Origin of the sequence: Lysobacter brunescens, from assembly GCF_042677005.1 — a bacterium.
In the GTDB taxonomy this organism is placed as follows: Bacteria; Pseudomonadota; Gammaproteobacteria; order Xanthomonadales; family Xanthomonadaceae; genus Lysobacter_I; species Lysobacter_I brunescens.
On the sequence record NZ_JBHTIF010000001.1, the window covers coordinates 1,741,346 to 1,754,147 of the forward strand.

Here is a 12,802-nt window from a genome sequence, read left to right on the forward strand (position 1 = left end):
GGTGTTTACAACGCCGCGAACGAGGCCCGCGCCGCGTCGATCGTCGCCGCGATCACCGCGTCGTCGTGCGCCATCGACAGGAAGCCGGCCTCGAACGCCGACGGCGCCAGGTAGACGCCGCGTTCGCGCATGGCGTGGAAGAAACGGTTGAACGCGGCGGTGTCGCCGGCCGTGGCCTGAGCGTAGGTCTCGACCTTCTCCGCGTTGAAGAACAGGCCGAACATGCTGCCGACGCGATTCGTGCTGAACGGCACGCCCGCCTCGCGGGCGGCGTCCTCCAGCCCGGCGCACAGCGTCGCGGTGCGCGCGTCGAGGGTCTCGTAGAAACCCGGCGCCTGGATCAGCTCCAGCATCGCCAGGCCCGCCGCCATCGCCACCGGATTGCCGCTGAGCGTGCCGGCCTGGTAGATCGGCCCGGACGGGGCGATCTGGCGCATCAGGTCGGCGCGCCCGCCGTAGGCGCCCACCGGCATGCCGCCGCCGATGATCTTGCCGAAGGTGCTCAGGTCCGGGGTGATGCCGTACACCGCCTGCGCGCCGCCGAGGGCCACGCGGAAGCCGGTCATCACTTCGTCGAAGATCAGCAGCGCGCCGTGCCGTGTGCAGAGGTCGCGCAGGTGCTGCAGGTAGCCGGGGCGCGGCGGGATGCAGTTCGCGTTGCCGACCACCGGCTCGATGATCACCGCCGCGACTTCGCCGCCGATCTCGTCGAACAGCTGCGTCGCGCCCTCGAAATCGTTGTAGCTCAGGGTTGCGGTGAGTTCGCTCAGGCCCGCCGGCACGCCCGGCGAGGTCGGCACGCCGAGGGTGAGCATGCCGCTGCCGGCCTTCACCAGGAAGGAATCGCCGTGGCCGTGGTAGCAGCCCTCGAACTTGACGATCCGGCTGCGCCCGGTCGCGCCGCGCGCCAGGCGGATCGCCGACAACGTCGCCTCGGTGCCCGAATTCACCATGCGCACCATCTCGCAGCTCGGGATGAGCTTCGTGATGGTCTCGGCCATCGTCACTTCCAACGGGTTCGGCGTGCCGAAGCTCAGGCCGTTGCGCGCGGTCGAAATCACCGCGTCCAGCACCTTCGGATGGTTGTGCCCGACGATCATCGGGCCCCACGAGCCCACGTAGTCGATGTAGCGATTGCCGTCGGCGTCGTAGAGATAGGCGCCGTCCGCGCGCTCGACGAAGAACGGCTCGCCGCCCACCGACTTGAAGGCGCGCACCGGTGAATTGACGCCGCCGGGCATCAGGTCCTGTGCGCGTGTGAACAGCTCGTGCGAACGCTCGGTCTTCATCGACATCTCGTGTTGTCTTGTGGGAGCGGCGCGAGCCGCGACAGGTGGTGCAATCAGACGTGGTCGAAACGGGCCTGCTCGAAGCCGTCCTGGTCGAAGCAGGCGCGGAACGCGCGGGCCGCCGCGACGGGATCCGGCGCGTCGAACACGCCACCGATCACCGCCAGCAGGTCGGCACCGGCCTCGACCAGTCCGCGCGCATTGTCCGGCGTGATGCCGCCGATCGCCACCCGCGGCAGGCCCAGGCCGGCGCTGTCGCGGAGCAGGCCGGGCGCGGCGCGGCGCGCGTTCGGCTTGGTGCCCGAGGGGAAGAACGCGCCGAACGCGATGTAGCTGGCGCCGGCTTCGGCGCCGGCCCGCGCGCGCGCCGGGTCGTCGTAGCAGGACACGCCGATGATGGCTTCGTCACCCAGCATGGCCCGGGCTGCAGCGAGGTCGCCGTCGTGTTCGCCCAGGTGCACGCCGGCTGCGCCTATGGCCTGCGCCAGCGCCGCATCGTCGTTGATCACCAGCGGCACGCCATGGTCCCGGCACAGCCCGGCCAGCGCTTCCGCCTGCACACGCTGCAAGCCGGGGGCGGCCAGCTTGTTCCGGTACTGCAGCAGCGCGGCCTGCGGCAGCACGGCCGCCACCTGCGCCAGCAGGCGCGGTGTGTCGGCATCGTCGGGTGTGATCAGATAGAGGCCACGTCCCCAGGACGGGGCGGCGGTGGATCGGACGGGCATGCGGGTGCTTCCGGACAGGGGGCGCGGGTGCAAGAATCGACCCTCGCTCAGATAAAGGGACATTATCCGATGAACGACCCAGCCAATCGCGCCAGGAAGTACCGCTGCCTCGTCTGCGAACACGTCTACGACCCCGCCGAAGGCGATCCGGCCACCGGCATACCGCCCGGCACCTCCTTCGAATCCCTGCCGGACACCTGGTCCTGCCCGGAGTGCGGCGCGACCAAGGCAGACTTCGAACCGATCGACTGAGCGGTCTGCCGCCGGCTTCCGGCCCCGTCCCGGGGATGGGACAATGCCGGCCTTTCGAACCAGGGACTTTCCGAATGACTGAAGCTGCCGCCACCGTCGCCAACCGCACCTGGATGTGCGTCGTCTGTGGATTCATCTATGACGAGGCCAAGGGCCTGCCGGACGAGGGCATCCCGCCGGGCACCCGCTGGGAAGATGTGCCGGACACCTGGACCTGTCCGGACTGCGGCGTCACCAAGAGCGACTTCGAGATGACCACGGTCTGATCGAGCCACGCGACCAACGGGCGCCCCAGGGCGCCCGTTGCGTATCCGGGCTCAGTGCGTCCTCTGCGCCAGGCGCCCATCGCCGAGCAGTTCGAGCAGCCGGCTGCGCACCACGTCCGCATCGCCCGACTCCGGCCAGCGCTGCAGGTGCGCGCCGAGATCCCGCACCGCCCCGGCCACATGGCCGAGTTCCGCATAGCCCAGCCCGCGATCGCGCAGCGCCTCCGCGTTCTCCGGATCCAGGCACAGCACCCGGTCCATGCACCGCACCGCCCGTGCCCAGTCGCCCGCACCGACATAGAGAGCGTGCAGATTGCGCAGGATCCGCGACAGGATCGCCCGGTTCGGCGCCGGGCTCAGGATGTCGAACAGCGCCTCGTCCGGGACATCCGCACCGAAATGCGGCTTGGCCCGCAGGCGCAGCTCCTCCGTCCCCAGCGGCCGGCCCCGGTTGAACGGGTCCATCACCAGCAGGCCATCGTCCACCGGCATGCGGACCAGGAAGTGTCCCGGGAACGACACCCCATCCAGATGCAACCCGAGCCGACGCGCCACCTCCATCTGGATCACCGCCAGCGAGATCGGATTGCCCAGCCTGCGGTCCAGCACCATGTTGAGGTAGCTGTTGCGCGGGTCGTAGTACTCGTCGTGATTGCCGGCATACCCCAGTTCGTCGAACAGCCGCCGGTTGATCGCCTGCATCTTGAGGGGCGCGTCGTCCAGCGCCTCCACCAGCGGACGAAGCGAGGCCGCATGGGCCTCCACCTGCGCCAGGCAGGCCGCCACGTCCAGGTCCGGATACTCGTCACGCGCGATCAGCAGGGCGCAGCCCAGCAGGGGCACCTGTTCGTCGTCCGTCTCGGCCAGGGAGGCCCAAGCGGGCAGGCGTGCATCGTCAATGCGGTTCATGGCCCAAGACTGTGGGCGACCAGGCCGCCCGGCAAGCCCCGGGCGGCGCTTCCGTGACCGGGTTCAGGGCGCGGGCGGGATCCCCGGGCCAAAGGTCAGCTCGGTCCCGTCCTTCAGCCCCAGCTTCGCCGCCTGCCCGGCGTTCAACTCCAGTACGTAGCGCGCAGGCGCCGTGCTGGGGTAGGGCGGACAGGCGTTGCCCAGCGAGCAGGGCGGCACGTCGCGCTGCTGCGAGACCAGTCGCCGGTTCGCGTCGAAGTAGAGGATGTCGAGCGGGATCTTCGTGTTCTTCATCCAGTAGGCGAGGTTCATCTCGTTGTCGTGGATGAAGAGCATGCCGCGATCGTCATCCATGGCATCGCGGAACATCAGTCCGCGCGCGCGTTCTTCGTTGTCGTCGGCCACTTCCACTGCGAACCGCTGCCCCTGCAACTCCACCCATGGTTCGTCCGCATTGCTGCAGCCGCTCGCGAAAACGCTGCAAAACAGGGCGATGGCACACATGACGCGCATGATCGTGTTTCCTTTCCGGAGTCAGGCTGTCGACGATTCCGCAGTGATGCATCGCCGTCAAGCAAAAAAGATTTCGTACACCCCCTTCCCAAACGCATTGTTGCCATGCACAATTCGCCCCCCTCGCAACGGTGCTTCGGCAACGGCGGGGCGGCGGAAAGAAACGGGAAGAAAGTTGTTGACGACTTCCACGAACGCCCGCCATAATGTTCGACCTTCCCGGGCAGTCAGCGGCAACGACGGCCCGGAAGGAAAAGAAAAAAGGGTGTTGACGGCAACGAAAACTACTCTATAATGTGCGGCTCACTCGGACGCTTCGGCGACGGGTTGAGAAGCGGGAAGGGATGAGGCGCTGAGGCCGATTCCGACGATCTTTGACAGTGTGCGCAGGTGACTTGTGCGGGCGTTTGGCGAGTGGATGGTTGTCCATATTGCAGACGTTCGAGCAAGAACCAAAGATTCAAAGCATGCAAATGCAAGCGAGTAATTGGAGCTTGGGAGACGACTGCACTCAAAGTAATAGGACTTCGGTCCGAAAATTTTAAGTGAAGAGTTTGATCCTGGCTCAGAGTGAACGCTGGCGGCAGGCCTAACACATGCAAGTCGAACGGCAGCACAGCAGTAGCAATACTGTGGGTGGCGAGTGGCGGACGGGTGAGGAATACATCGGAATCTGCCTAGTCGTGGGGGATAACGTAGGGAAACTTACGCTAATACCGCATACGACCTACGGGTGAAAGCGGGGGATCGCAAGACCTCGCGCGATTAGATGAGCCGATGTCCGATTAGCTAGTTGGCGGGGTAATGGCCCACCAAGGCGACGATCGGTAGCTGGTCTGAGAGGATGATCAGCCACACTGGAACTGAGACACGGTCCAGACTCCTACGGGAGGCAGCAGTGGGGAATATTGGACAATGGGCGCAAGCCTGATCCAGCCATGCCGCGTGGGTGAAGAAGGCCTTCGGGTTGTAAAGCCCTTTTGTCCGGAAAGAAAAGCACTGGATTAATACTTCGGTGTTCTGACGGTACCGGAAGAATAAGCACCGGCTAACTTCGTGCCAGCAGCCGCGGTAATACGAAGGGTGCAAGCGTTACTCGGAATTACTGGGCGTAAAGCGTGCGTAGGTGGTTCGTTAAGTCTGATGTGAAAGCCCTGGGCTCAACCTGGGAATTGCATTGGATACTGGCGGGCTAGAGTGCGGTAGAGGATGGCGGAATTCCCGGTGTAGCAGTGAAATGCGTAGAGATCGGGAGGAACATCTGTGGCGAAGGCGGCCATCTGGACCAGCACTGACACTGAGGCACGAAAGCGTGGGGAGCAAACAGGATTAGATACCCTGGTAGTCCACGCCCTAAACGATGCGAACTGGATGTTGGGTGCAACTAGGCACTCAGTATCGAAGCTAACGCGTTAAGTTCGCCGCCTGGGGAGTACGGTCGCAAGACTGAAACTCAAAGGAATTGACGGGGGCCCGCACAAGCGGTGGAGTATGTGGTTTAATTCGATGCAACGCGAAGAACCTTACCTGGCCTTGACATGCACGGAACTTTCCAGAGATGGATTGGTGCCTTCGGGAACCGTGACACAGGTGCTGCATGGCTGTCGTCAGCTCGTGTCGTGAGATGTTGGGTTAAGTCCCGCAACGAGCGCAACCCTTGTCCCTAGTTGCCAGCACGTAATGGTGGGAACTCTAGGGAGACCGCCGGCGACAAGCCGGAGGAAGGTGGGGATGACGTCAAGTCATCATGGCCCTTACGGCCAGGGCTACACACGTACTACAATGGTGGGGACAGAGGGCTGCAAACTCGCGAGAGTGAGCCAATCCCAGAAACCCCATCTCAGTCCGGATTGGAGTCTGCAACTCGACTCCATGAAGTCGGAATCGCTAGTAATCGCAGATCAGCATTGCTGCGGTGAATACGTTCCCGGGCCTTGTACACACCGCCCGTCACACCATGGGAGTTTGTTGCACCAGAAGCAGGTAGCTTAACCGCAAGGGGGGCGCTTGCCACGGTGTGGCCGATGACTGGGGTGAAGTCGTAACAAGGTAGCCGTATCGGAAGGTGCGGCTGGATCACCTCCTTTAGAGACAGAAGACAGCAAATTGCTTGTCAGACGTCCGCACAAGTGACCTGCATCCAAAGCGTCCCGCCTCACGGCAAGTCCGTGATACAGGCAAACGGGGCCATAGCTCAGCTGGGAGAGCACCTGCTTTGCAAGCAGGGGGTCGTCGGTTCGATCCCGACTGGCTCCACCATCTGGCTTAGACGCAACAACGGGTCTGTAGCTCAGGTGGTTAGAGCGCACCCCTGATAAGGGTGAGGTCGGTGGTTCGAGTCCTCCCAGACCCACCATCGCTTTGGATGAAGTCGCGCACACTAAAGATTTGAAATGACTCCGGCGCTGAAGCCGGTGTTGTGATCTTTGAAAACTTGGGACGTAACGAGCGTTTGAGACGAATGTCCAGACGTGTCGAAAGAGGCTAAGGCGAAGCATCGCAAGATGCTTTTATTGAAGTTGTAGTTCGTTGTATTCGCGACGAATGACCTCGAGGCGACTTGAGGTTATATGGTCAAGCGAATAAGCGCACACGGTGGATGCCTTGGCGGTCAGAGGCGATGAAAGACGTGGCAGCCTGCGAAAAGCGTCGGGGAGCTGGCAACAAGCATTGATCCGGCGATGTCTGAATGGGGAAACCCACCCTTCGGGGTATCCTGCAGTGAATACATAGCTGCTGGAAGCGAACGCGGTGAACTGAAATATCTAAGTAACCGTAGGAAAAGAAATCAACCGAGATTCCCTCAGTAGCGACGAGCGAACGGGGACTAGCCCAAAAGTCGATTGAGCTTTAACAAAACGCGCCTGGAAAGGCCGGCCATAGAAGGTGATAGCCCTGTATGTGAAAGGGCTCAGTCGATGAAATTGAGTAGGGCGGGGCACGTGAAACCCTGTCTGAACATGGGGGGACCATCCTCCAAGGCTAAATACTACTGACCGACCGATAGTGAACCAGTACCGTGAGGGAAAGGCGAAAAGAACCCTGGTGAAGGGAGTGAAATAGACCCTGAAACCGTGTGCGTACAAGCAGTCGGAGCCCGCAAGGGTGACGGCGTACCTTTTGTATAATGGGTCAGCGACTTACTGTTTGTGGCAAGCTTAACCGTATAGGGGAGGCGAAGGGAAACCGAGTCTGAATAGGGCGCATAGTCGCAGGCAGTAGACCCGAAACCGGGTGATCTAGTCATGCCCAGGGTGAAGGTTGAGTAACATCAACTGGAGGCCCGAACCCACTCCCGTTGCAAAGGTAGGGGATGAGGTGTGATTAGGAGTGAAAAGCTAATCGAACCCGGAGATAGCTGGTTCTCCTCGAAAGCTATTTAGGTAGCGCCTCGCGTGAATCTTCTTGGGGGTAGAGCACTGTTATGGCTAGGGGGTCATTGCGACTTACCAAACCATGGCAAACTCCGAATACCAAGACAGACTGCGCGGGAGACACACGGCGGGTGCTAACGTCCGTCGTGAAAAGGGAAACAACCCAGACCCACAGCTAAGGTCCCAAATTATCGCTAAGTGGGAAACGATGTGGAAAGGCACAGACAGCCAGGAGGTTGGCTTAGAAGCAGCCACCCTTTAAAGAAAGCGTAATAGCTCACTGGTCGAGTCGGTCTGCGCGGAAGATTTAACGGGGCTAAGCGATAAACCGAAGCTTGGGGTGCACACTTTGTGTGCGCGGTAGAGGAGCGTTCCGTAAGCCGTCGAAGGTGGATTGAGAAGTCCGCTGGAGGTATCGGAAGTGCGAATGCTGACATGAGTAACGATAATGCGGGTGAAAAGCCCGCACGCCGAAAGCCCAAGGTTTCCTTGCGCAACGTTAATCGGCGCAGGGTGAGTCGGCCCCTAAGGCGAGGCAGAAATGCGTAGTCGATGGGAAGCTGGTTAATATTCCAGCACCTCGCGTAAGTGCGATGGAGGGACGGAGAAGGTTAAGCAGGCCGGGCGTTGGTTGTCCCGGTGAGAGGGTTGAGGCGGTGCTCTTAGGCAAATCCGGGAGCGCAACGTTGAGACCAAGGACGAGCCCTATCGGGCTAAGCTGCTGATATCACGCTTCCAGGAAAAGCTCCTAAGCTTCAGCTTACGCAGACCGTACCGTAATCCGACACAGGTGGGCAGGATGAGAATTCTCAGGCGCTTGAGAGAACTTGGGTGAAGGAACTAGGCAAAATAGTACCGTAACTTCGGGAGAAGGTACGCCCTCCATGGTGAATAGCTGAGGAGGGCCGCAGTGACCAGGCCGCTGCGACTGTTTATCAAAAACACAGCACTCTGCAAACACGAAAGTGGACGTATAGGGTGTGACGCCTGCCCGGTGCTGGAAGGTTAAGTGATGGGGTCAGCGCAAGCGAAGCTCTTGATCGAAGCCCCAGTAAACGGCGGCCGTAACTATAACGGTCCTAAGGTAGCGAAATTCCTTGTCGGGTAAGTTCCGACCTGCACGAATGGCGTAACGACAGCGGCGCTGTCTCCACCCAAGACTCAGTGAAATTGAAATCGCTGTGAAGATGCAGCGTTCCCGCGGCAAGACGGAAAGACCCCGTGAACCTTTACTATAGCTTTACATTGAACGTTGAGTTCGTCTGTGTAGGATAGGTGGGAGGCTATGAAACCGAGGCGCCAGCTTCGGTGGAGCCATCCTTGAAATACCACCCTGATGTGCTTGACGTTCTAACCTGGGCCCGTAATCCGGGTCGGGGACCATGTATGGTGGGTAGTTTGACTGGGGCGGTCTCCTCCTAAAGAGTAACGGAGGAGCACGAAGGTACGCTCAGCGCGGTCGGACATCGCGCACTGTGTGCAAAGGCATAAGCGTGCTTGACTGCAAGATCGACGGATCAAGCAGGTACGAAAGTAGGTCTTAGTGATCCGGTGGTTCTGTATGGAAGGGCCATCGCTCAACGGATAAAAGGTACTCCGGGGATAACAGGCTGATACCGCCCAAGAGTTCATATCGACGGCGGTGTTTGGCACCTCGATGTCGGCTCATCACATCCTGGGGCTGTAGTCGGTCCCAAGGGTATGGCTGTTCGCCATTTAAAGTGGTACGCGAGCTGGGTTCAGAACGTCGTGAGACAGTTCGGTCCCTATCTGTCGTGGGCGTTGGAGATTTGAGAGGGGCTGCTCCTAGTACGAGAGGACCGGAGTGGACGAACCTCTGGTGTTCCGGTTGTCACGCCAGTGGCACTGCCGGGTAGCTATGTTCGGAAGCGATAACCGCTGAAAGCATCTAAGCGGGAAGCGCGCCTCAAGATGAGATCTCCCGGGACACAAGTCCCCTGAAGGAACCATCAAGACTAGGTGGTTGATAGGCAGGGTGTGTAAGTGGAGCAATCCATTGAGCTAACCTGTACTAATGATCCGTGTGGCTTGACCATATAACCTCAAGTAGCCTTAGGCCTCGACGACACGTCGACCTTCGCCTTACAATCGTTACGTCCCAAGACCCAATGAGAGCGTGAGCGCCGAAGTTCCAATCCGGAACCAACGGCGACCCTCCACCCTCTCCCTGGTGATAATAGCTGCGTGGAACCACCCGATCCCATCCCGAACTCGGAAGTGAAACGCGCATGCGCCGATGGTAGTGTGCACTCAGCATGCGAGAGTAGGTCATCGCCAGGGTCTTTATACAGAACCCCCAACTGCACTGCAGTTGGGGGTTTTTCTTTGTTTTTCTTTCGCCGCTCGGCCGAGCGGCGACTGGGGCGTCTTGACCGGCCACCCCATGAACCCTACGCTGGCGAACGGTAGGTGCTGCTACGCATGGAGGTGGTGTCGTGCCCGATCCCAAGACAGAGTCCCCGGCAACCGGCGAAGTACCGTCACCGCCGGGCGATCCCTTGATCGGAGTGTCCACGCGGTGGCGTGGAGGCTTGCTAGATGCGAATGCCTGGCGTCTTTCGCCGTCTTCGTATCGTCTCGATCTCGACAATCGATTCGATGAGAGCAATCGGCTTGGCACGCATCTCGATCTCAGTACAGACTCCGGCTTGGCAATCGATCGCTACGGACTGAGCGGGCGTTTCGGTTTCGGCCAGAGCGCAGTGCTCAATGCAGATTGGTTGCGTACAAGAGAAGGTCAGATCTACGGCGCGGATGGTGCCTTCAAGCTCGGCAGTGACGGGAATGGCACGGCAGCGTTTCGCGTCGATGAACCGGCTGGAACCTCAATCTTCAACACGAAACTGAAGTTCGACGATGCCACGCAGCTCAACGCCGATTGGTTGCGCACGCGCGAAGGCCAGATCTACGGCGCGGACGGTGCCTTCAAGCTCGGCAAGGACGGCAACGGCACGGCGGCGTTCCGCGTCGATGAACCTGCCGGCACATCGACGTTCAATACGAAACTGAAGTTCGACGATGCCACGCAGCTCAACGCCGACTGGTTGCGCACGCGCGAGGGCCAGGTCTATGGCGCGGATGGCGCCTTCAGGCTCGGCAAGGACGGCAATGGCACGGCGGCGTTCCGCGTCGATGAACCTGCCGGAACCTCGACGTTCAATACAAAACTGAAGTTCGACGATGCCACGCAGCTCAACGCCGATTGGTTGCGCACGCGCGAAGGCCAAGTCTATGGCGCGGACGGTGCCTTCAGGCTCGGCAAGGACGGCAACGGCACGGCGGCGTTCCGCGTCGATGAACCTGCCGGCACATCGACGTTCAATACGAAACTGAAGTTCGACGATGCCACGCAGCTCAATGCGGATTGGCTGCGCACGCGCGAAGGCCAGATCTATGGCGCGGACGGTGCCTTCAAGCTCGGCAAGGACGGTAGCGGTTCGGCGGCGTTTCGTGTCGATGAACCCGCCGGCACGTCGATGTTCAACACGAAGCTCAGGTTTTCCGAGGGCTACAGCCTCAATGCCGACTACACCGGTTCACGGCTGGGGGCGATCTATGGTGCCGACACGGCGTTCAAGTTGGGCAAGGGCGAAGGGACGGGCGCGTTTCGTGTAGATGAGCCCGCCGGCACTGCGTCGATGGATGCCAGGCTGCGCTTCGACAATGGCGATCGCGTCTCGTTCGATCTCGACAAGGGCCGCAACGGCGCGGTGATCGGTGCGGATGCGGCTTTCGGATTCGGCCGCGGCGCGAGCGGCCAGTTCGGCCTGCGCATCGACCAGCCTGCGGGCACCGCCGAATACCGGCTCGGCGCGGAGTTCGCGAATGGCGATAAGCTCCGGGCGGGGCTGGGCACAGGTCCACAAGGCGCGTCGCTCAATCTCGGCGGAAACCTGGGATTCGCCAACGGTGCGGGTGCGCTGGCGCTGGATGGGACCTTCGGGCCGAAGACGTCGTTCGGCGCAGGCGTCGATTACCGCAATCCGCACATGGCGCTCGGCGGGCAGGTGCGGTTCGACAACAACAGCGGTCCGCTGCGCATGTCGGAGTTCGGCGCGACGTTCCGAACGGTCGACAATCCGCGGCATCAGTTCTCGCTGGAAGCCGGATACCGTCCCGAGGCCCGCGACGCCTTCGTGAAGGTCGGCTGGACCTTTACCTTCGGCGGCGGTTCGCGGCCGTCGAAGCCGATCGAATCGATGCCGGCGCCGGCGCCGGCTCTGCGCGAACTGCCGTCGCCCATCGAGGCCGTGCCGGCGCGGACCCCGCTGCCGGCGACCGAACAGGCGCTGCACGATGCCGCGCTGGCAGGTGTTCGCCGGCTGAATGCGGGTGGCGCGGGTCTGCCGGTCGAAGAAACGGCAGCGAGCCTGGCCGTGCTGGCGAAGCAGCAGGGGTTGCGCGGCATCGGCTATGTGGAACTAGGGGCTCCGATGGCGGGCGGCCGCCAGAACGTCTTCATCGGCGAAGGCGATCCGGGCGACCCGGCAGGGCGTCGCGCATTCATGGCGCGGGATCTGGCGGTCGCGACACCTGCGCAGGACAGCCTCTCGAGACTCGCTGCCCAGACGGGCGGCGAGTCGCTGGACGCCGCGACACCTGCAAGGCGTCCCGTGATCCCGTGAGCTCCTGATCTCCGGGCGGACACCGGGCGCTGATGCGCCCGGTGTCCGGATGCGACAGCCGCCCCGGTCAGCCGAGCAGCTTGCGGGCCTTCACCGCGCCGCAGGCGATGAGTCCGAAACCGAGCAGCCAGCCGGCATCGATCGGGGAGCCGGTGGTGTACTGCTCGATGCCGACCAGGTAGGTGTAGAGCTGGTTGGCGATGAAGTACAGGAGGATGCCGCCGACCACGTACCACCAGGACGTGGCCACGTCGCCGCCGCGGAATGCGCTGGCGGTCAGCAGGGTGACAGCGATCAGGATGGGGTCGAACAGCAGGTAGCCGACGGACACCAGGATCATGAAGAGTCCGGGATCGGACAGGCCCTTGGCATTCGCCAGCCAGGCGATGTAGCCGAATATCGCCAGCGCGGCGATGGCGAGCGCCTTGCCCCAGACCGGCGATTCGAGGCCGGCCGAGCGCTTGAACAGGACCAGGCCGATGGTCATCAGCGGCGGCGCGAGCAGGTAGAACGGGTCGGCCAGCGACGGATAGGGCGTGTCCTCGCCGGCATTGAGGATCGGATAGGCCGCGAAGATGCCCGCGGCGATGGCCCATGCGAGCAGGCCGGCGCCGATCGCGCCCCAGACCTTGCCCAGCGGACTTTGCGCCGGGAAGGCGCGCATCGTCGCGAAGCAGTAGAACGAGGCGGTCAGGGTGACGAGCACCTGCCCTGCATTCGAGTAGTAGAGGCGCGTGGTCGGATCCACGCCGAGGACGGGCATGACCAGCAGGCCTGCGCTGACGAGCAGCCAGAGCGAGGCCAACAGACGATTCGCGGACATCGGGA

General features: G+C 62.0%; 8 protein-coding genes, 2 tRNA genes and 3 rRNA genes. 8 read left to right on the forward strand and 5 right to left on the reverse strand.

Annotated elements, in window-relative coordinates; genetic code table 11:
- Positions 1-5: 5 nt before the first annotated feature.
- Together hemL and thiE are read right to left on the reverse strand one after the other, a co-directional pair.
- Entirely contained in the window at positions 6-1,289 is a 1,284-nt protein-coding gene (hemL, locus tag ACFQ0E_RS07530) for a glutamate-1-semialdehyde 2,1-aminomutase (RefSeq protein ID WP_386824073.1), read from the reverse strand.
- 53 nt (positions 1,290-1,342) lie between these two features.
- The gene (gene thiE / locus ACFQ0E_RS07535) at positions 1,343-2,014 is read right to left on the reverse strand and encodes a thiamine phosphate synthase (RefSeq protein ID WP_386823076.1); all 672 of its coding nucleotides are present in this window, start codon (positions 2,012-2,014) and stop codon (positions 1,343-1,345) included.
- 69 nt (positions 2,015-2,083) lie between these two features.
- Between thiE and rd the strand changes: the two genes are divergently transcribed.
- On the forward strand, positions 2,084-2,266 hold the full coding sequence (gene rd / locus ACFQ0E_RS07540; RefSeq protein WP_386823077.1) for a rubredoxin: 183 nt from the start codon (positions 2,084-2,086) through the stop codon (positions 2,264-2,266).
- Between the two features lie 74 nt (positions 2,267-2,340).
- A complete protein-coding gene (locus ACFQ0E_RS07545) occupies positions 2,341-2,532 on the forward strand; it encodes a rubredoxin (RefSeq protein WP_137853568.1) in 192 nt (63 codons plus the stop codon).
- Positions 2,533-2,583: 51 nt separating this feature from the next.
- Here ACFQ0E_RS07545 and ACFQ0E_RS07550 read toward each other — a convergent pair whose 3' ends face one another.
- Positions 2,584-3,441: a SirB1 family protein gene (locus ACFQ0E_RS07550; protein ID WP_386823078.1), complete on the reverse strand. Its 858-nt coding sequence runs from the start codon at positions 3,439-3,441 to the stop codon at positions 2,584-2,586.
- Between the two features lie 63 nt (positions 3,442-3,504).
- Positions 3,505-3,945: a DUF192 domain-containing protein gene (locus tag ACFQ0E_RS07555; protein ID WP_386824075.1), complete on the reverse strand. Its 441-nt coding sequence runs from the start codon at positions 3,943-3,945 to the stop codon at positions 3,505-3,507.
- Positions 3,946-4,496: 551 nt separating this feature from the next.
- Here ACFQ0E_RS07555 and ACFQ0E_RS07560 point away from each other — a divergent pair.
- The 6 genes from ACFQ0E_RS07560 to ACFQ0E_RS07585 all read left to right on the forward strand — a co-directional run bounded on the left by ACFQ0E_RS07560 (position 4,497) and on the right by ACFQ0E_RS07585 (position 11,974).
- Positions 4,497-6,041: ribosomal RNA gene (locus ACFQ0E_RS07560) — 16S ribosomal RNA — on the forward strand.
- Between the two features lie 96 nt (positions 6,042-6,137).
- A tRNA-Ala gene (locus tag ACFQ0E_RS07565) sits at positions 6,138-6,213 on the forward strand.
- Between the two features lie 20 nt (positions 6,214-6,233).
- A tRNA-Ile gene (locus ACFQ0E_RS07570) sits at positions 6,234-6,310 on the forward strand.
- A gap of 216 nt (positions 6,311-6,526) precedes the next feature.
- Positions 6,527-9,385: ribosomal RNA gene (locus tag ACFQ0E_RS07575) — 23S ribosomal RNA — on the forward strand.
- A 130-nt stretch (positions 9,386-9,515) separates the two neighbouring features.
- Positions 9,516-9,629: ribosomal RNA gene (rrf, locus tag ACFQ0E_RS07580) — 5S ribosomal RNA — on the forward strand.
- The 16S, 23S and 5S rRNA genes sit together here with 2 tRNA genes alongside, the layout of an rRNA operon.
- A 155-nt stretch (positions 9,630-9,784) precedes the next feature.
- Positions 9,785-11,974, forward strand: a complete 2,190-nt coding sequence (locus tag ACFQ0E_RS07585) for an XVIPCD domain-containing protein (RefSeq protein ID WP_386823079.1) — start codon at positions 9,785-9,787, stop codon at positions 11,972-11,974.
- A 67-nt stretch (positions 11,975-12,041) separates the two neighbouring features.
- On the opposite strand, the gene ACFQ0E_RS07590 is transcribed toward ACFQ0E_RS07585, so the two are convergent.
- Positions 12,042-12,797, reverse strand: a complete 756-nt coding sequence (locus ACFQ0E_RS07590; protein ID WP_386823080.1) for a hypothetical protein — start codon at positions 12,795-12,797, stop codon at positions 12,042-12,044.
- Between the last annotated feature and the right edge of the window lie 5 nt (positions 12,798-12,802).